This is a genomic window from Cryobacterium glaciale (assembly GCF_004402535.1).
GTDB lineage: Bacteria > Actinomycetota > Actinomycetes > Actinomycetales > Microbacteriaceae > Cryobacterium > Cryobacterium glaciale.
Window position 1 is genome coordinate 196,991 of sequence record NZ_SOEY01000002.1, and the last position, 18,152, is coordinate 215,142.

At 65.6% G+C, this 18,152-nt stretch carries 21 protein-coding genes, 2 tRNA genes and 1 riboswitch; of the genes, 5 read left to right on the plus strand and 18 right to left on the minus strand.

Annotation, left to right across the window (positions count from 1 at the left end):
• Positions 1-3 precede the first annotated feature (3 nt).
• Together E3O06_RS01145 and E3O06_RS01150 are read right to left on the minus strand one after the other, a co-directional pair.
• Positions 4-441, minus strand: a complete 438-nt coding sequence (locus E3O06_RS01145; protein WP_134501190.1) for a MaoC family dehydratase — start codon at positions 439-441, stop codon at positions 4-6.
• A complete protein-coding gene (locus E3O06_RS01150) occupies positions 438-884 on the minus strand; it encodes an FAS1-like dehydratase domain-containing protein (protein WP_134501191.1) in 447 nt (148 codons plus the stop codon). The genes E3O06_RS01145 and E3O06_RS01150 overlap by 4 nt, the downstream gene beginning before the upstream one ends.
• Before the next feature lie 72 nt (positions 885-956).
• On the opposite strand from E3O06_RS01150, the gene E3O06_RS01155 reads away from it, so the two are divergent.
• A complete protein-coding gene (locus tag E3O06_RS01155; RefSeq protein WP_166788051.1) occupies positions 957-1,406 on the plus strand; it encodes a GNAT family N-acetyltransferase in 450 nt (149 codons plus the stop codon).
• Positions 1,407-1,456: 50 nt separating this feature from the next.
• On the opposite strand, the gene E3O06_RS01160 is transcribed toward E3O06_RS01155, so the two are convergent.
• Genes E3O06_RS01160 through E3O06_RS01170 form a run of 3 tightly spaced genes read right to left on the minus strand, consistent with a single transcriptional unit; the run spans position 1,457 to position 4,067 of the window.
• Positions 1,457-2,287: a MetQ/NlpA family ABC transporter substrate-binding protein gene (locus tag E3O06_RS01160; protein ID WP_134501193.1), complete on the minus strand. Its 831-nt coding sequence runs from the start codon at positions 2,285-2,287 to the stop codon at positions 1,457-1,459.
• Positions 2,288-2,313: 26 nt separating this feature from the next.
• On the minus strand, positions 2,314-3,057 hold the full coding sequence (locus E3O06_RS01165; RefSeq protein WP_134501194.1) for a methionine ABC transporter permease: 744 nt from the start codon (positions 3,055-3,057) through the stop codon (positions 2,314-2,316).
• Positions 3,054-4,067 (minus strand): methionine ABC transporter ATP-binding protein, encoded by a 1,014-nt coding sequence (locus E3O06_RS01170; RefSeq protein WP_134501195.1) that lies wholly within the window; start codon positions 4,065-4,067, stop codon positions 3,054-3,056. Before E3O06_RS01170 ends, E3O06_RS01165 begins: the two co-directional genes overlap by 4 nt.
• A gap of 180 nt (positions 4,068-4,247) precedes the next feature.
• On the opposite strand from E3O06_RS01170, the gene E3O06_RS01175 reads away from it, so the two are divergent.
• Complete coding sequence (locus tag E3O06_RS01175; protein WP_134501196.1) at positions 4,248-4,820, plus strand: HEAT repeat domain-containing protein; 573 nt, start codon at positions 4,248-4,250, stop codon at positions 4,818-4,820.
• A 19-nt stretch (positions 4,821-4,839) separates the two neighbouring features.
• On the opposite strand, the gene E3O06_RS01180 is transcribed toward E3O06_RS01175, so the two are convergent.
• The 6 genes from E3O06_RS01180 to thiO form a co-directional block, all read right to left on the minus strand.
• Positions 4,840-5,736, minus strand: coding sequence for a PfkB family carbohydrate kinase (locus E3O06_RS01180; protein ID WP_134501197.1), 897 nt, complete (start codon positions 5,734-5,736; stop codon positions 4,840-4,842).
• 163 nt (positions 5,737-5,899) lie between these two features.
• Positions 5,900-6,064 carry a hypothetical protein gene (locus tag E3O06_RS17370; protein WP_166787763.1) on the minus strand — a complete coding sequence of 55 codons (165 nt, stop codon included), beginning with the start codon at positions 6,062-6,064 and terminating at the stop codon, positions 5,900-5,902.
• Between the two features lie 117 nt (positions 6,065-6,181).
• Positions 6,182-7,321, minus strand: a complete 1,140-nt coding sequence (gene moeB, locus E3O06_RS01185) for a molybdopterin-synthase adenylyltransferase MoeB (protein ID WP_134501238.1) — start codon at positions 7,319-7,321, stop codon at positions 6,182-6,184.
• Positions 7,322-7,326: 5 nt separating this feature from the next.
• The gene (locus tag E3O06_RS01190) at positions 7,327-8,112 is read right to left on the minus strand and encodes a thiazole synthase (RefSeq protein ID WP_105035375.1); all 786 of its coding nucleotides are present in this window, start codon (positions 8,110-8,112) and stop codon (positions 7,327-7,329) included.
• Entirely contained in the window at positions 8,109-8,351 is a 243-nt protein-coding gene (thiS, locus tag E3O06_RS01195) for a sulfur carrier protein ThiS (protein WP_240607216.1), read from the minus strand. Before thiS ends, E3O06_RS01190 begins: the two co-directional genes overlap by 4 nt.
• Entirely contained in the window at positions 8,348-9,559 is a 1,212-nt protein-coding gene (thiO, locus tag E3O06_RS01200) for a glycine oxidase ThiO (protein WP_134501198.1), read from the minus strand. Before thiO ends, thiS begins: the two co-directional genes overlap by 4 nt.
• A gap of 43 nt (positions 9,560-9,602) precedes the next feature.
• Here thiO and thiE point away from each other — a divergent pair, with 43 nt between their 5' ends.
• Positions 9,603-10,247: a thiamine phosphate synthase gene (thiE, locus tag E3O06_RS01205; protein ID WP_134501199.1), complete on the plus strand. Its 645-nt coding sequence runs from the start codon at positions 9,603-9,605 to the stop codon at positions 10,245-10,247.
• A gap of 28 nt (positions 10,248-10,275) precedes the next feature.
• Here thiE and E3O06_RS01210 read toward each other — a convergent pair whose 3' ends face one another.
• The 7 genes from E3O06_RS01210 to E3O06_RS01245 all read right to left on the minus strand — a co-directional run bounded on the left by E3O06_RS01210 (position 10,276) and on the right by E3O06_RS01245 (position 15,540).
• Positions 10,276-11,823 carry a bifunctional hydroxymethylpyrimidine kinase/phosphomethylpyrimidine kinase gene (locus E3O06_RS01210; protein ID WP_134501200.1) on the minus strand — a complete coding sequence of 516 codons (1,548 nt, stop codon included), beginning with the start codon at positions 11,821-11,823 and terminating at the stop codon, positions 10,276-10,278.
• Positions 11,815-11,914, minus strand: a riboswitch (TPP riboswitch). (Overlaps the previous gene by 9 nt.)
• Positions 11,915-11,988: 74 nt before the next feature.
• On the minus strand, positions 11,989-12,264 hold the full coding sequence (locus tag E3O06_RS01215) for a transcriptional regulator (RefSeq protein ID WP_241979789.1): 276 nt from the start codon (positions 12,262-12,264) through the stop codon (positions 11,989-11,991).
• A gap of 312 nt (positions 12,265-12,576) precedes the next feature.
• Complete coding sequence (locus tag E3O06_RS01225; RefSeq protein ID WP_134501202.1) at positions 12,577-13,578, minus strand: hypothetical protein; 1,002 nt, start codon at positions 13,576-13,578, stop codon at positions 12,577-12,579.
• Positions 13,575-13,931, minus strand: a complete 357-nt coding sequence (locus tag E3O06_RS01230; protein ID WP_134501203.1) for a GntR family transcriptional regulator — start codon at positions 13,929-13,931, stop codon at positions 13,575-13,577. The genes E3O06_RS01225 and E3O06_RS01230 overlap by 4 nt, the downstream gene beginning before the upstream one ends.
• Positions 13,932-14,106: 175 nt before the next feature.
• Positions 14,107-14,943: an alpha/beta hydrolase gene (locus E3O06_RS01235; RefSeq protein ID WP_198415756.1), complete on the minus strand. Its 837-nt coding sequence runs from the start codon at positions 14,941-14,943 to the stop codon at positions 14,107-14,109.
• A 420-nt stretch (positions 14,944-15,363) separates the two neighbouring features.
• A tRNA-Met gene (locus E3O06_RS01240) sits at positions 15,364-15,437 on the minus strand.
• Positions 15,438-15,468: 31 nt separating this feature from the next.
• A tRNA-Thr gene (locus tag E3O06_RS01245) sits at positions 15,469-15,540 on the minus strand.
• Between the two features lie 128 nt (positions 15,541-15,668).
• Between E3O06_RS01245 and E3O06_RS01250 the strand changes: the two genes are divergently transcribed.
• Both E3O06_RS01250 and E3O06_RS18170 read left to right on the plus strand, forming a co-directional pair.
• Positions 15,669-17,369 (plus strand): glycoside hydrolase family 13 protein, encoded by a 1,701-nt coding sequence (locus E3O06_RS01250; RefSeq protein WP_134501205.1) that lies wholly within the window; start codon positions 15,669-15,671, stop codon positions 17,367-17,369.
• Positions 17,366-18,148: a GTP pyrophosphokinase gene (locus tag E3O06_RS18170; protein ID WP_166788053.1), complete on the plus strand. Its 783-nt coding sequence runs from the start codon at positions 17,366-17,368 to the stop codon at positions 18,146-18,148. The genes E3O06_RS01250 and E3O06_RS18170 overlap by 4 nt, the downstream gene beginning before the upstream one ends.
• Positions 18,149-18,152 lie beyond the last annotated feature (4 nt).

Consider the following 18,152-nt stretch of genomic DNA (forward strand, 5'->3'; position numbering starts at 1 on the left):
GCTTCAGGCCAGGTTGACGCGCGCCTGCGCCTTGCCGAGAACGGTCGCGCCGTTGAAGGTCACGGTCAGGTCGATGCGCGCGATTCCGGTTTCCGGCTCGAGAGCGCCGACCTTGGCGACGACCATCACGACGGCGCCGACTGTAGCGTCGACGAAGACCGGGCGGGTGAATCGCACCTGAAAGTCGATAACCCTGGCCGGGTCGCCGGCCCAGTCGACGACGGGCTGCACGGCCAGGCCCATGGTCAGCATTCCGTGGGCCAGTACGCCCGACAGTCCCACCGACTGCGCCACGTCATCGCGGTAGTGAATGGGGTTGAAATCGCCGGATGCCCCGGCATAGCGCACGAGGGAATCGCGCGTCAATGAGAAACTCGCCTCGGCGACGACGCTGCCGAGGGTGAGGTCTGCCACTGATCTAATAGGTGAGGTGGGGGTCATTCGTCTCCCCTGACGACGAGGGTGGAGATGGCGGTCACGACGTGGGCGCCGGCCCTGTCGACGATCGTGGACTCGGCGGTCAGCATCGAGTGGCCGCCGAGGGTCTTGATGCTCGTCACCGCGAGGGTCGCCGTGAGTTCATCGCCGGCCACGATCGGGCGGGTATAGCTGAAACGCTGGTCGCCGTGCACAACCCGGGTGAAGTCGATGCCACCGTCGGGTTCGGCGAGCAGTTGGGCCAGCGTGGCTTCCTGCACGACCACGGCGAACGTGGGCGGGGCGACGACGTCGGCGTGGCCGGCCGCGCGGGCCGCTTCGGGATCGTGGTTGATCGGGTTGGTCGCGAACACGGCGCGGGAGAATTCGCGCACCTTTTCACGGCCGACGAGATACGGTGCGACCGGCGGAAAGACCCGCCCCTGCAACTCTGGGTTCACTGACACCCGTCGAGTCTACTCAGAGTGGTTCCTCACGGCGGTCAGGAACAGGCCGTGACAAGGCGCACACTGGTAACCGTGAAATGTGTATCCGTGCGCCTCGGTGACCCCGAGGTAGCCCCTCTTCTGCTCGACCTGCACCGCGAATATGAGATCCGCTACGGCACGGGCGATTCCGTGCACGACGTGGACGGGACCGAGTTCGATCCGCCCCACGGCGGCTTTCTCGTTCTCGTCGACGGCGACACGACGGTCGCCGGCGGCGGCCTGCACCAGTTCAACGCCACGACCGCCGAGGTCAAGCGCATGTGGACCAACCCCGGCTATCGCCGTCAGGGCCACGCCCGCACGATTCTGCGCGAACTGGAATCCCTCGCCCGCGGCCTCGGCTACGAGCGGATGCGTCTGGAAACCGGTTACGCCCAGCCCGAAGCGCTCGCCCTCTACCGCAGCCTCGGTTTCACCGACATCGGCAACTACGGAATCTACGAGCACGCCTCCGGCTTCGAGCTGGACCTCACCCATTAACCAGCGGATGCCCGCCCACACGGTGTGGCCGGGCATCCGCTTGAACAGGGCTACTTGGTCGGAATGACCAGGCCGCCCCAGGTGTCGGTCATGTACTGCTGGGTCTCGGCCGAGAGCAGCAGTTCGAGCAGCTTCACCACTCGCGGGTCGTTCTCGAGCTCCGGCGTCGTGGCGAGCACGTTCGAGTACGGGCTGTCGGTGCCCTCGATCAGGATCGCATCGTCGGCGCTGAGTCCGGCCGGCAGGGCGAAGGAGATCGTGACGAAGGCGGCGTCCACATCGGCGACGGCCTGCGGCAGGGTGGCATTCTCGATTTCGACGAACTCGAAGTCGCGCGGGTTGGCGGTCACGTCGGCGAGCGTGGTCGGCGAAGCGGCCACCTCGATGAGGCCCTCGGCGGCGAGCATCTCGAGCGCGCGCCCTTCGTTCGACGGGTCGTTCGGGATCGCGATGCGAGCACCGTCCTCGAGGTCGTCGACGCTCGTCACCTTGTCGCTGTAGAACGCGGCGCTCGGCAGGTAGATCGCGCCGAGGCTGACCAGGTCGCCGCCGGTGGAGGTGTTGAAGGTGTCGAGGAACGTGGCGTGCTGGAACAGGTTCGCATCGATCGAGCCGTCGGTCAGGGCCACGTTCGGCGTCGTGTAGTCGGTGAAGTCCTTATAGACGATCTCGAGTCCGGCATCGTCGGCGAGGTTGTCCTGCACGAACTTGATGATGTCACCGGCCGGCGTGGCGAGCGCGCCGACATTGATCGTGCCGAGGCTCGCAGCATCGGTGTCGGTGGCGGCCGGCACGTCGGCGGCGCAGGCCGACAGGCCCAGCAGAGCGGATGCGGCGAGGGCGACGCCGGCGAGGCGGCCGGCACGGGTGGTGAGCTTCAAGGTGTCTCTTTTCGTGTTGGGACGGACTAGATGGCTGGGGGAACGGCCACGCGACTGCGGGCCGGTCGGGTGCGGTGAGAGAAACGACGAGCCAGCCACGTTGCGAGCCCCTGCAGCATCATGACGATGATGAAGATGAGAATGATGACGGCAACCATGTGAATGGTGCTGTAACGCTGGTAGCCGTACTGGATGGCAACCTGGCCGAGCCCGCCACCGGCGACCGTTCCGACCATGGCGGAAAAGTTGATGATCGAGGTCACCGTGGTGGACAAGCCGAGAATCAGCGTGGAGAGCGACTCAGGCACCAGCACCTTGGCCACGATCTGCCAGCGGGTCGCCCCGAGCGATTCCGCCGCTTCGATAAGGCCGGAATCGACCTCCTTGATGGCGATCTCGACCATGCGGGCGAAGAACGGGATGGCCACGACGGCGAGCGGCACGATGGCGGCGGTCGACCCGATAAAGGTGCCGACGACGAGCCGGGTGAACGGGATCAGCGCCACCATCAGAATGATGAACGGCACCGAACGGCCGAGGTTGACGATGAATTCGAGTACCCGGTTGATGACCCGGCCGAGCGGCCTATATCCGAACGGGGCCTCGAACAGTCCGCCGCGTTCGGTTCCGACCAGCAGGACGCCGAGCGGCAGTCCCACCAGAACGGTGAACAGCACGGCGACGCCGACCATATAGAGGGTCTCACCGGTGCCGACGAGCAGCACTTGGAACAGTCCGGGCCAGAAGCCGGGAGCGGCGGGGTCGATCATGCGCGGGATCCTTCCACGACGGCGCCGTCGCCGACGATTTCGACGAGCAGTCCCTGCCCGCGCAGGTCGGCGATCGGGGCGGCGTTGGCGAGCGGTGTGCCAGGCAGCTCGAGGCGGGTGCGGCCGGCCTGGTTGCCGCCGATGGTCTCGACGGCGGCGCCGAGAATGCTCACATCGAGACCGTAGGTGCGGGCCAGTTGGGCGATCACCGGCCGGTCGGCCGAGCCGCCGCTGAAGGTGATCTCGATCACGGTGTTGCCGGGGTGCGGGGCGATCTCGCCGAGCGGGAACAGTTCGTGGACCAGCCGGGAGCCGGGCGTCGAGAGGAGCGACACGATCGAACCCTGCTCGAGGATGCGACCGTTCTCGAGCATGGCGGCCGAGTCGCAGACCCGTTTGACGACATCCATTTCGTGCGTGATGAGCAGCACGGTCAGGCCGAGCTGCACGTTGATCGTTTTCACGAGGTCGAGGATGGAGCGCGTGGTCTCGGGGTCGAGGGCACTCGTGGCCTCGTCGGAGAGCAGAATTTTGGGGTTGCCGGCGAGCGCCCGAGCAATGCCGACGCGTTGCTTCTGACCGCCGGAGAGTTCGGCCGGGTAGGCGCCGGCCTTGTCGGCGAGTCCGACCAGGTCGAGGATCTCGAGCGAGCGTCGACGGCGTTCGGCACCGCTGACCCCGACGATTTCCAGGCCCAACTCGACGTTGCCCTGTGCCGTGCGCCCGGCGAGCAGGTTGAAGTGTTGAAAGACCATGCCGATCTTGCGGCGGGCCAGGCGCAGCTGGTCAGGCGAGAGGCGAGTGAGTTCCTCGCCGTCGACGGTGACCGTGCCGCTGCTCGGACGTTCCAGCAGGTTGATCACGCGAATGAGGGTGCTCTTACCGGCACCGCTCTGGCCGATCACGCCAAAGATCTCGCCGCGGGCCACCTCGAGGCTGACATCGTCGAGGGCGGTCGTGGCGGCGGCGCCGGACCCGAAGGTCTTGAAGACATGTTTGACGGAGATCACTGGGCACCCGGCCTGGTCGAGGCGCGGTACCCATTTACCGCAACGGCTCCAGTCTGTCGACCGGGCGACGGCCAGCCAAATCCCCCACGGCTCTGTTGCGCCCTATTACCCGTCCGAGATCACGGTCTGCGAGCGGTTTCGATGGCTCCGGTGCCTGCGGGGAGGTAGCGTTAGAGGGCTATGCAAAACAAATTGATTCCGCACCCCGACCTTCCGATCGACCTGCCGACCGAAGAGCGCATTCGCGCCGCCGTCGCGCACTACGGCGAGAACGTCGTCATCGACAATTCCGTGGCCCTGCTGCGTGCCAAGAACGCCGGCAAAGACTTTCTGCTCTACGCCGGCGGACGCCACGCGCTCGGCATTCTCGAGGGTGCTCCCGCGCTGTACTGGCCCGAGCTGTGGGGCGCCCGCGCGCTGCTGCACGTCTGGGGCGAGCAGGCCGCTCCGTACATCGTCGTCGGCCTGAACAACCAGGCCTGGCGCGTCCGCGAAATGTGCGCGAAGGTCGTGCTGCTGCGCGGTCTGCAGGTCGTGCCCAAGCTCGTGCGCCTCACCACCGACGAGCACCCGCGCGTGCGTTCCGCCGCGCTGCACGCCCTCGCCGACCAGGGCACCGAAGCCAATATCGCCACGATCGAGGTGCGCCTGCGCGACTCCGACAAGGAGGTGCGCCGCGCCGCGCAGCAGGCTCGCGACGCCATCCGTTCGCGCCTGAAGCTGACCGACGCGGCGGCCGAGCCCGAGACTTAAGCCGCCGCGGACATCCGCTCTACGGCCGGCGGAGCAGCGCACCCTCCTGCCGGCAGGTAGCGGCGGCGGTGAGCATGGCGTCGCCCAGCAGGGCCTGCCAGGCGGCGGTATCCTGCGGCACCCCGTCGTTCACGATCGTGCAAACGGATGCCGCCAGCGTCGCGTCCCCGGCACCCATCGTGTCGATGATCGGGCCGTCGAGCTCAGCGATCGGCACGCTGATCAGCCCATTGTTCGCGAACGATACCGAGGCGCCCAGGCGCCCGGCTGTCGCCAGCACTGTGTTGGCGCCCGCGTCGACGAGCCGTTCCCGCAGCTCATCGAGCGTGCTGTCGTACAGCAGATCGGCGTCTTCATCGCCCACCTTGACGAGCAGGCTGCGCGCGGCGAGCGCTTCGAAGTTTCGCACGAACCGCGGCCCGTCATGCAGCATGCCAGCTCGCGGGTTGGGGTCGATCACGAGGCGACGATCCGGGTCGGAGACGCAGGCGGCGAAGGCTTCGGTCTGCGCGGTGTCGTCGAACGGAAAACAGCTCACGACGACGAGCTCGGCAGCCTCGAGAGCCGCGCGCTCGGCCGCACCGAACTCGATGCGGCGCGCTTTCGCGGCGTCGTTGAAGAAATAGCGGGGCTCTCCGTCGGTGCGGTCGGACACCGCCCGCGACGACCCGAGCGGGCCGGCGGTCGCGATGAGCTCCACCCCGTACTGGTCGAGGAAAGCGCGAAGGACCGCGCCGTCGGAGTCGTCGCCGACCATGGCGATCAGGGCCGTCGGGACCCCGAGCACGGCCAGGCCAACGGCCACGTTGAGGGCGGCGCCGCCGGCGAATTCCCGGCTCGCCTCCGAGTCACGCAGTACGTCAATCAGGGCGTCACCGACGACGACGACACGGGCGGGGGCATTGAGTTCCGGCATGGTCCACTCTCTTCGAAGCCGCGAGGCATGAGCTCGGTCGGCACTCACAAGGCTAGACCCGGCTCGTGGCCGGTGCGGCGACAACCGCGCTCGACCAGAACAGAAAGCAGCCGGCACGAGGAGTCCATTCTCCTCGTGCCGGCTGTTCTGGAACCATGCAGTGCTAGACGCTCTTGCGTCCTGACATCGACCGCATCAGGAACATGATCACCGCGATGATCGCGAGCACGATACCGACCCAGAGCAGGAATTGAAGCGACTGCACCAGACCTCCGGTAATGAGCAGCACCACCGCAACAACGGCCACAATGATGAGTAACGGGTTCATAGTCCGACCTTTCATTTGATGCGCGGGAAGATCCCGATTGCAGCGATACTACCCCCTTGTGGGGGCCGGAAGTAGATGCCGCGTGCGGCATCTACTTCCGTGTCATCACTGCGCGGTTTAGTACGTCGAAAGCGTGGGCTCAATCTCCTTCACCCAGGCCAGAATGCCGCCCGCCACCTGATGCACGTGCTCGTAACCGCGACGTTGCAGCTCGGCGAGCACGGCCGCCGAGCGCGGGCCCGCCTTACAGTGCACGACAATGTCACGGTCGCAGGCGAGAACGACCTCCCCCGAGAGGATGCCGCCTTGCGGCACGAGCTGCGCGCCATTGATGTGCACGATGTCGTACTCCTCGGGTTCGCGAACATCGACGAGGTCGAAATCGAGCTCGCCCCGCGCCCGCGCCTCGAGCAGGGCGGCTAGCTGTTGCACGGAAATCGCATCCGTGATCGATGTGCCGCAAAACAGGTCGTAGTCGATCAGCTCGGTGACCGCTGGTGCGGCGGGGTCGCGCGCGATGCTGAATTCGCGCCAGGTCGCGTCGAGCGCGTTGAACAGCACGACCCGGCCGAGCAACGTGCGGCCCACCCCGGTGATCAGTTTCACGGCTTCTGCCACCATCGTGGCGCCGATCGTTCCGCACAGCATTCCGAACACGCCACCCTCGTTGCAGCTCGGCACCGAGCCGGCCGGCGGGGCCTCCGGATACAGGTCGCGGTAGGTGGGACCGTGCCGGTTCCAGAACACGCTGACCTGACCGTCGAAGCGCAGAATGGATCCCCAGACACACGGTTTGTCCAGCAGCGCGGCGGCATCACTCACCAGATAGCGTGTGGCAAAGGTATCGGCGCCGTCAACGATCAGGTCATACTGCGCGAACAGGTCGAGAGCATTCTCGGCCGACAGCCAGACATCGTGTTGGTGCACCGAGACGAGCGGATTCAGCTCGACGACCGCCGCCGCCGCGGATTCCAGTTTTGATCGTCCGATTCCCGAGGTTCCATGGATGATTTGGCGCTGCAGGTTGCTGAGATCCACCGTGTCGTGGTCGACGATGCCGAGCGTGCCCACCCCGGCGGCCGCGAGGTAGAGCAGCACCGGCGAGCCGAGACCGCCGGCGCCGATCACGAGCACGCGTGCATTTTTCAGCCTGCGCTGGTTGAGCGCGCCGATTTCAGGAAGGAGAATGTGCCGCGAATACCGTTCGCGTTCGGCCGCAGTGAGCTCCGCGCCGGGTTGGACGAGCGGCGCGAGCATCCGCTTCACAGGTCGGGCCGCCCGGCCATAGTCGATGACGCCAGAGCGAGCTCACGCCGCGGGATGCGGCCGGCCTGGGCGGCACGGCGGCCCGCGATCACGGCGTGCTTGAAGGCGTCGGCCATGAGTACCGGGTTTTGTGCGCGCGTCACCGCGGTGGCCAGCAGCACGGCATCGCAGCCCAGCTCCATCGCGAGGGCGGCATCCGAGGCGGTGCCGATTCCGGCGTCCAGCACCACAGGAACCCCGGCCCGGGCCACGATCAGCTCGATATTGTGCGGATTGAGAATGCCGAGACCCGTGCCGATCGGTGCCCCGAGCGGCATCACGACCGCAGCGCCCAGGTGTTCGAGCCGCAGTGCAAGCACGGGGTCGTCATTCGTATACGCGAATACCGTGAAGCCCCGCGCGACGAGCTGTTCGGTGGCCTCGACCAGTTCGACCGCGTCGGGCAGCAGGGTCTGCTCGTCGGCGATGACCTCGAGCTTGATCCAGTCGGTTTCGAGGGCCTCCCGAGCGAGCTCGGCGGTCAGTACGGCGTCACGAGCGGTGAAACAGCCGGCCGTGTTCGGCAGCACGCGGATGGAATTCTGCAGCAGCAGCTCGAAGAGCGAGCCGGTGGTCGCCACGCTGTGGCGCCGCATCGCGACGGTGGTCAGTTCGGTTCCGGAGGCACGCAGGGCAGCCCAGAGGCCATCGAGGCTCGGGGCTCCCCCGGTGCCCATGATCAGGCGGGAGGTTAGTTCGACGCCGTCGATCACGAGGCTATCCGGGGTCGTAGGCACGGTCATCCTCCCTGCACCGCGGTCACAATTTCAATCTCATCGCCCGGCGCCAGCCCCGTCGACCACCACAGGCTGCGGGGAACGACTGCGGCGTTGCGGGCCACGGCTACTCCGACGCGGCTTCCGTCGGCTGCACGGCCATCGGTCGCGATCGCCCGGCCGGTGATCTCGGCTACGAGGTCGGTCACAGTGCTGCCCGGTTGAACAGGTCGTTCCTGGCCGTTCACGGCGATGGTTACGGTCACGAGTGACCTCCTTTCAACAAAGCGGATGCGGGAGCGCGGCTGGAAAATCGGTCCGGCCGAAAGGCCCTCCACCGATCGTCGGCGATTCCCTCGATGAGCTGGAGACAGTGCTCGGCGGCGACCGGGGTGAGCAGTACGCCGTGGCGAAAGAATCCGGTGGCGATGATGAGGCCTGGAATGTCGCCGTCCGTGCCCGAATCGACGCGACCGAGGAGCGGCGCGTTGTCGGGAGTTCCCGGCCTGGCGCGGGCGGTCGTTTCGATCAGTTCGAGCTCGCTCACCGCCGGCACCAGCACCTGGGCGTCCCGCAAGAGCTGATAAACGCCGCCGGCCGACACCACGCCCGAGCCGTCTTCGCGCTGCGTGGCTCCGATCACGAGCGTTCCGTCGGTGCGCGGAACCAGATACACCGGCACACCGTGCACCAGTCCGCGAACCGTGCAGGTGAGCAGTGGCTGCAGGGGCTCGGGCACCCGCAGCCGCAGAATATCCCCGTAAACCGGGCGAAGCGGAAGCTTCAGATGCTCTGGCAACCCGTCCAGCGCGGCCGCTCCGAGCCCATTGGCCACGACCACGTCGGTGGCTGTGACCGTGGAACCATCGAAAAGGGCGACGCCAGTGACGCGGGAGGAGGCATCCGCTGAATGCAGCAACCCGCTGGCCTGCACGCGAATGACGGCGTCGTGGCCGTGGTGCGCGAGCTCCAACAGGATGCGCGCGGTGAGCCGGCGCGGGTCGACCTGGTGGTCTTGCCCCACCACAAAGGCGCTCGAGATCTGGGGACTGAGCAGCGGTTCGAGCACCCGGGCTTCGCGAATGGTGATTGGCTCGACGCCCAGTCCGTTGGCTAGCTGCACGCCGCGCAGGTCGGCGAGCGCCTGCCGGTCGGCCTCGTCGGCACCGACGTTCAGGGTTCTCGTGCGCTGGTATCCGGTCGCGTCGCTATCGGGTCCGAGCGAGTCGATGAAGGCGGGGTACAGCGTCGAGGAGGCGAGCATGAGCTCGAGCAGCGCCTCTTCCTGGTAGTGCAGTTCGCTGACCGCGGCGAGCATTCCGGCCGCAGCAAAGGTGGCACCACCAGCCGGATCCGGGTCGATGACGACCACCGTGCGTCCGGACTGCGCTACCGCCCAGGCGATGCCGAGCCCGATCACGCCGCCGCCGATGACGGCTACGTCGACCGACCGGTGTGAGCGCCGCTCACTCATCGCGTGCACCGAGGCTGGGCCGAAGCCCTTTAGGGTTGGTCGCATGGACCCGATCACCGCCCGGCTGTATCTCTGCACCAATGCCCGCAAGAGCCGCGGCGATTTCGCCGACTTCGTGACGGCGGCGTACTCCGGCGGGGTCGACATCATCCAACTGCGCGACAAGAGCATCGATGCCGCCGAGGAGCTCGACTATCTCGAGATTCTGCGTTCGGTCGCCGACAAGCAAGCACGGCTCTGGGCGGTCAACGACCGCGCGGATATCGCCGTTCTCGCTGGCGCGCCGGTTTTTCACGTCGGCCAGACGGATCTGCCGTTGCCCGCAGCACGCAGTCTGCTCGGCGACGCCGCCCGCATCGGGTTGTCCACCCACACCACCGAACAAGTGGATGCCGCCCTTGTCGCCGACCGTCTCGACTATTTTTGCGTCGGCCCGGTCTGGGCAACGCCCACGAAACCCGGTCGGGCAGCGGTTGGAACCGGCCTGCTGCGCTATGCGGCCGAGCAGAGCGCAGCAGCTGGCAGCGTGCGCCCGTGGTTTGCGATCGGAGGCATCGACCTTCACACCATCGATCAGGTGGTCGACGCCGGAGCTACCCGGGTAGTGGTGGTGCGCGCGATCACCGACGCCGACGACCCGACGGATGCCGCGAGGCGGCTGCTCGCCAGCCTCCCGCCGCTCGGCTAGTCGCACCCGGGTGGTCACCGCGTTCATCTCACGCCCGCACTAACTGCCGAGGGGCATCGAAGAAGTCGAGTTCAAACCGAGCCGAGGTCGCAAACGCCTGACGCATCGCCGCGCGTTCCGCGTTCGACGCCGTCGCTGCCACGTCGTCGGTGAGGGCGATAGCTTGCTTCGTGGCCGCGGCGAATTCCTCATCGGAATACGTCTCCAGCCAGGCGGCATAGGGATGCGCGGCCGTTTCGGTGCGCGACAAATACGCGGCATGCAGGCGGTCACCGACGTTGGCATACAGCCAGAAACAGGGCAACAGAGCGGCGAGAAGCACCGCATAGTTTCCGGCCGCGCCGGCTGCGAGCAGGTGCTCCAGATAGCCCGTCGTCACCGGGCCGGCTTCGCTGGGCTCCGGTTGCTGCCCAAGCCAACTTCGATGCAATTCCAGCTCGACATCGCGGCATCGCGCTGCCGAATCGGCGAGAAAACATTGCGCGCTCGCGGTCGGCGCGAGCTCACTGGCCCGCGCGAGCACGCTCGCGTAGGTGCCGAGATAGAGCGCATCCTGGGCCAGATAATAGGAGAAATCTTCCTCGGCGAGTGTGCCGCTGCCGAGGTCAGTAATGAACGGGAGGTCGAAAATTTGCAGGCGAGTCAGCTCGACGTCTCGCCACAGTGTCGAGCTGAAGGTCGGTGTCGAGCTGAACGCCGCCGAACCGGCGGGAATCGGTGACGTGCCTGCCGAGTCGGCGAACAGTCGATGAAAGTGGTGGATCGGGCCGTTTCCCTGGCCGACCCCAAGCTCGTCGGCGTGGGCCAGCGCGTCCTGGAGCCAGTCTTTCACTTCGGCCAGGGACTGCGCCCAATCACCAGTTCTGGCCTGCACCGTGGCCATCGCCGAGGAGAGGGAGCATCCGGTGCCGTGGGTGTTTGTGGTGCGGATACGTGGCAAGGCGACCTCGACCACGCTCTGCGCAAGCCGCCCGTTGGTGTTGACCAGGGCATCCGGGCAGCTGGTTTCGTTGAGATGGCCGCCCTTGACCAGAACGGTAGCGCCGGTGCTGTCCGACAATCTTTTGCCCTGCTCGAGGGCCTCCGCCCAGTTGGCCGCCGGCCGCTCACCGAGCAAAATGGCCAGCTCGGGAACGTTGGGCGTGACCAGGTCGACCTGCAAAATCAGGTCACGCAGCGCCTGCTCGGCTGCCGGGTCGAGCAGGCGGTCGCCGCTCGTGGCCACCATGACCGGGTCGAGTACGACCAGCGGCGGACGGCACCGGGAGAGCCAGTCGCGCACCTCGGTGATCACATCGAGCTGCGCCAGCATACCGATCTTGACGGCGTCGATGGTCACATCGTCACTCACGGCGTTCAATTGCTCGCGCAGAAAAGCGATCGGCGGGATGTGAACCGAGCGCACCCCGCGCGTATTCTGCGCCACCAACGCACTCACCACAGCCATGCCGTACCCGCCGTTGGCCGCAATGCTCTTGAGGTCGGCCTGAATGCCGGCACCGCCGGTCGGATCCGTCCCCGCGATACTGAGGATTCGGGGAATCTGCCGCAGGGCAAGCAGGGTTCGATCGATCATCCGTGACATTCCTTCGCTAGTACTAACTAGACAGGTTCAACGGGTAGTGATCTCAGCACGCACAGTATGTGCGGCACCCCGTGTCAAGACTCCAGCCTATACGCGGACACGGATCCAGCACGCGACACCGCGGAAGTCGCGTCCGCCCGCCTGTGACGACCTGCTCTAGTGCACCGGTTTGCGCGGGGCTTCACCTGACAGTTCGCGGAGCGCGGCCAGGTGGCCGCCGATGGCCGTGTGCCCGCGCGGAGTGAGGGCGGCGGTCGTCGTCCGCCGGGCATCCGCTCGTGCGGGCGATGCCTGCTTCACGGTCACCACGTAGTCCAGCTCGATCAGGTTGCGGATGGTCTTCGACGGAGTCGCCTCGCTCAGTTCCAATATTGCGGCGATAGCGGTGAATTCTGCAACGCCGGTCGCCCGCAGCAGCGCGCACGGCCTCACTCCGGTTGGTGAGTGGATTGCTTTGTCGAATCAGGGGTTAACCGACCCGGAGCAGTTCCCGCGAGTTGGTCAGGTCGTAGATGGCCGAACTGAAGAGGGCTATGACGAACCCGACCCCCTCGGTCGCGACGGCAGGCTTTAAACGGTCGCAAATTGCGTCGACCGATTATCTCTGGTCCGTCATCGCCAGGTCGACGAGGTCCGGGCGCATGGCCGCCAGCTCGATGGCGAGCTGGGCACTCAGGGAAAACCCGACTACCGCCGCTGGAGCCCGCGTGCACGAGAGTCAGACTCTCCTGTGGATCGCCTGCGTCATGACGTGACTTCCTTTGAGTCTCCTGGCGCTGCGGAGTTACCGTCTCGAAGAGTGGCCAGGAGGGCTGCCGGCGTTTCGGGATCATCGAGAGTGATCGCAAACTGCTTCTGATTCGTTGTGGTCACGATCAGCCCCGGCCCCTTCCTCAGAATGACAGCGGATCGTCCGGGCATGATTCGATACCCCCACCCGCCCCACTCGGTGGGGCGGAGTTCCGCCGCCTCGATCATGTCAATGGCTTCTAAACGGATGCGTTTCAACGGAATTCGAAATATCGCCGAGACCACCCGCAGACCGCGCCAATCGGCGGTCACTCGGAGGCGGATGAACGATGCAACCAGCAGAATCGCTGCACTCATCACCGCTATGCCGAAGAACTGGTCGGATACTCGCCCGTCGATGACCGCCGGTCCATAGATCACGGAGCCGAGAACGATCAGTCCAATCGCCACCCAAGCGAACATGTTTCCCGTGATCGTTTGGGACCACGCGCCCGTCTCACTGGGCGCGAATTCGAATCGTCTCGCGACGTCCGTCGCCTCGACGCGGGGCTTGGGCGAGATTGCAAACGGGATGAGCCCATAGCCTGCAGCGACAATCGATACGATGACCCACGGCCCCAGTACGACCTCATACGGGTCGCCCACCTGCATCGTCAGACCCGCCGAAAGTAGCCACGTGACGGCGCCCATCCCGCCAAACACACCCAGAAAGAAGTAGGTTCCGCGCCTGGCCCGCGCGCTGATTCCTGGCCAAAAACTTACCGCGACGCCGGCAACGGCGGGCACACCGCTCAATGCGAGGTTCAAGGCGAGCAACGTTCCAACAGCCATCGCGTCGTCGGCTGGTCCCGAACCTGACCAATGCGAGGCGAGCTCGGCCGGAAGCGCGTCCCGCCAAGCCAACCACGAGATGATCACCACCAGCACCGGCACGCACAAGGATGCCCCGGCCAGGCTTCTCCGGGTTATCTCGGCCCTCATATTCTTGTCACTCATGTAGCCCCACCCCTCTGGATCAATCGCAAAATATCTGGCTGCGTCAGCCCCAACTTGCGCGCCTCATTCATCAATTCGGCCACCAACTCGGTCACGCGAATAAGTCCGGCGCCAGCGTCTTGGCGCACGAACGCCCCGCGCCCCTGACGCATTTCAATCACACCGTCGTCCCGCAGTTGCGCGTATGCCCGCAAGACCGTGTGCATGTTCACTCGCAAAGACTTTGCCAGATCACGTGCAGGAGGCAGCCGGTCGCCAGGTTTCAGTTCACCGTTCACGACCCCGGAACGCACCTGCACGGCGATCTGCGCGGCCAGCGACACCGTCAAAGCCGCATCCACCACGAACAACATGTTTATAACACTACTAGAACAATCCACTCTGACAGACGGCACCGACCATGAAGCGCATCGAGCCGACGTCGGTAGCGGTTGCCTCAGAGGCCTCGGTAGACCTCATAGCGCCAGGGGCTGTGGCACATCTAGCTCGGAGCCCCAGGCACTCCCGACGGTTAGCAGGTCGTGCGCGTTATGCGTCCTTCGCCTCGATCTGCCGGGCCCAGTCGATGATCAGGCGCATACCGTCGGTAAAACTCGGCTCGTGCGGACGGTTGAGAAACGCGTGGAAGGTTCCGGGCAGCACGTGGTAATCCACTGCGACCCCGGCCGCTGAAAGTTCCTGGGCGAACTGGCCGCCGGAGGAACGCATCGAGTCCCGATCGGCGTCGACCATGAGCGTCGGTGGAAAGTTTTGGAGGGCGTGGCCGCCAGCAAATGCGTGTGGTTCCGCCAATGCGGTTCGCGTACCGGCGTAGTAGAGATTTGTCAGGTTCAGGAGCATCGGCGTATGCACAAAACGGCGCGGACCGCGGAGGCGGCCGCGCAACCGACGCGACCGCTTCGGCAGTGCCGCATGGAACAGCCCGTACGCGAAGAACGCACCGACGAGAGCGTCAGCACCGCCGTCCGCCAGCCGAAGGACGGCGCCGGCCGACAAACAAGCACCGGCGCTGGCTCCGCCCAGAATGACCTCGTTAGGTGAATCGCTCTGCACCTCCCTGACGACGGCCACGACATCGTCAACGGGGACGGGATAGTGGACGCCTGGGCTCCGACCGAACCCGTTCGGTGACCGACGAATCGTTGAGATTCTTGCGAGTCGATAGGCAACGGTGACGACGGTGAATCCCGCTGCGGCCAGTGTTCGCGCGACCTCATGCGACTCGGGCTGGTCGAGGCTGCCCCTGAAGAATCCTCCCCCGTGAATCCACACGATCGTTGCAGATTTGACTGACGCCGTGCCGACGGGCGGCGAGTACCAACGCACCGGTATCGAGCCGTGCAGGCCCTCGATTATTCTGTCCACAGAATCGACAGCCTGATCGAGCGACTTCACGCTGTCGACGCCCGGAAAATGGGCCCGGGCAGCAACAACAGACGATTCCCCATTCGTGAACCCTAGCGCGCCCGGCCTGCGGCGCTTGTTCGGGTGAGTGGCGGCATCCGCTTCGAGCCGTGAGTTCCAAGCCATTCTGCCGCCGGAAATCGCTCAGAACTCACGGCTCGGCGAAAGAAACGTGCCAAGACTCACAGCTCGGCGAGCGGATGCGGCGGCGCGCTCCCCTCCCGCGCGAATGGCGGGTGTCTACCCGACCGAACGCCAACTTCAGGCCACTTTTCACCCGAAATCACCGCGATTTCAATCTGCACGGGTCAACCGGCAGGAGGCAAAGAAAATCACCCCGGACTTCCACAGAAGTCCGAGGCGATTTTAGTGAATACCGTGTAGCGGGAGCGGGAATTGAACCCGCGACACCACGATTATGAGCCGTGTGCTCTAACCAACTGAGCTACCCCGCCGCGACTTGTCGGCTGTTCGCTTCCAAGCCTGAGCCCCCTGTGGGAATCGGACCCACTACCTCTTCCTTACCAAGGAAGTGCTCTACCAATGAGCTAAGGGGGCAGAGCAACCAAAGAACAGTAGCAATGCCGCGTTTTTGGCAACCTAGAAACTTTATCACCCCGACAGCGCGCTCCAGACCACTTCCCCCACGCTACGGGCATCCAGCAGTGATGCCGTAACATTTTAGGATGACTGGCACCAAACTGACTTCCGGCACCGAATGGTGGCGCACAGCCGTTATCTATCAGATCTACCCGCGATCATTCGCCGATGCCAACGGTGACGGCATGGGTGACCTCGCCGGCATCAGCGCGCGGCTGCCCCAGCTCAAAGACCTCGGCATCGATGCCATCTGGCTCTCTCCCTTCTATACGTCGCCGCAGCGCGATGCCGGCTACGACGTCGCCGATTACTGCAACGTCGACCCCCTGTTCGGCACCCTCGACGATTTCGAGGTGCTGCAGCGCACCGCCCATGACCTCGGCATCCGCGTCATCGTTGACATCGTGCCCAACCATTCCTCGAGCGACCACGGCTGGTTCCAGGCGGCCCTCGCCGCCGGCCCTGGCAGTGAAGAACGCGCCCGCTACACCTTCCGCGACGGCAGGGGAGAGAACGGCGAGCTGCCCCCGAACAACTGGGAGTCCGTTTTCGGTGGCCTGGCCTGGACCCGCACGACCGATCCGGACGGCACCCCCGGCCAGTGGTACCTGCACCTGTTCGACAGCAGCCAGCCCGACTTCGACTGGGACAGCGACTGGGTACGTGAGCAGTTCCGCGCGGTGCTGCGCTTCTGGCTCGACCGCGGCGTCGACGGCTTTCGAGTGGATGTTGCGCACGGCATGATCAAGGCTCCCGGCCTCCCCGATTACACGCCTCCCGCGGAGGGCGGCAGTATGGGCGGGGCGCCGGCATCCGCTTTGGAACCGGGCATCACAGCCGAGACGCCGCTGACCGCGCCCTACTGGGCGCAGGAGGGCGTGCACGAGATCTACCGCGACTGGCACCAGGTGCTCGCCGCCTACCCCGGCGACCGCGTGCTCGCCGCCGAAGCCTGGGTCGACCCGCTCAGCCAGATGGCCAAGTGGGTGCGCCCCGACGAGATGCACCAGGCCTTCAACTTCGCCTACCTCGAGACCCCGTGGAACGCCGCGAAGCTCAAGAGTGTCATCGACGAGTCGCTCGAAGCCTTTGGCAACGTGGGCGCACCGAGCACGTGGGTGCTCTCCAACCACGACGTGGTGCGCCACGCCTCCCGGCTCGCCCTCACCGGCGACAATCTGCAGGGGCACGGCATCGGTCCAAAGACGGTCGGGCTACCCGACACGGCGCTCGGCCTGCGGCGCGCGCGGGCGGCATCCGCTTTGATGCTGTCGCTGCCCGGCTCGAGCTACCTGTACCAGGGTGAAGAGCTCGGCCTGCCCGAAGCCGTCGACCTGCCCGACCATGCCCGCGAAGACCCCACCTGGTTTCGAACGAAGGGCGAGCGTTACGGGCGAGACGGATGCCGCGTGCCGATTCCGTGGGAAGCCGCCGGCGAATCGTTCGGCTTCAGCACCGGCGCGAAGAGCTGGTTGCCGCAGCCGAGGGAGTGGGCCGGGCTGGCGCGAGACCAGCAGGACGGCGTGGCCGGATCGACACTCGAGCTGTACAAGCTTGCGCTGCGGCTGCGCCGCGAGCACTCCCTCGCCTCCGGCACGGTCGAGTGGCTCGAAGGGTTCGGTCCCGAAGTCGCGGCGTACCGCAATGGCGACGTGACCGTCGTGGCCAACACGGGTACGGCATCCGTTCAACTGCCGGCGGGTGACGTGCTGCTGGCGAGTGAAGACCTCGTCGGCCGCACCCTGCCCGGAGACGCGACCGCCTGGTTGCGCTCAGCACAGGCATGACCGACGCCGCAGGCCGGCCGAACGACACCGGCAGCACCGCGCTGGCGAGCATCGCCGCGATGCGAGAGCTGAAGCTCGAGCTGACCCGGTTCATGATGTCGTACAAATTCGCGAGCGACGAGATGCTCACCAAGATCAACATTCTGAAGGAGGAGTTCAACTCGATCCACGACTACAGTCCGATCGAGCATGTCAGCTCGCGGCTCAAGTCGCCCGAAGGCATTCTGCAGAAGGCCGTCCGCAAGGGATATCCGCTCGAACTCGACGGTATCCGCGACAATATCCAGGACATCGCGGGCATTCGCATCACCTGCAGCTTCATCTCGGACACCTATCGCATCCGCGACCTGCTCGCCGGGCAGCGGGACGTGACGGTACTGCACGAGAAGGACTACATTCGGCAGCCGAAAGCCAACGGCTACCAGAGCCTGCACCTCATCGTCGCGATTCCGGTGTTCATGTCCGACCGCGTGCAGCCGGTCACCGTGGAGATTCAGATTCGCACCATCGCCATGGACTTCTGGGCAAGCCTCGAGCACAAGATCTTCTACAAGTACAACGGTGCCGTGCCCGACACGCTCGTCGAAGACCTGCGGCAGGCAGCGGATGCCGCCAGTCGCCTCGACGTGAAGATGGAGCTGCTGCACGACCAGGTCGTGGCGCTCGAAAGCGTCGATCCCAATGATGCCGACCTGTTCAGTTTCGACGGACTGCCGCCGTTTCCGCTGCCGAAGGGCCTGCTCGATTCGTTCATGCGCGGCCGCACCGAGGCGGAATAGCCCG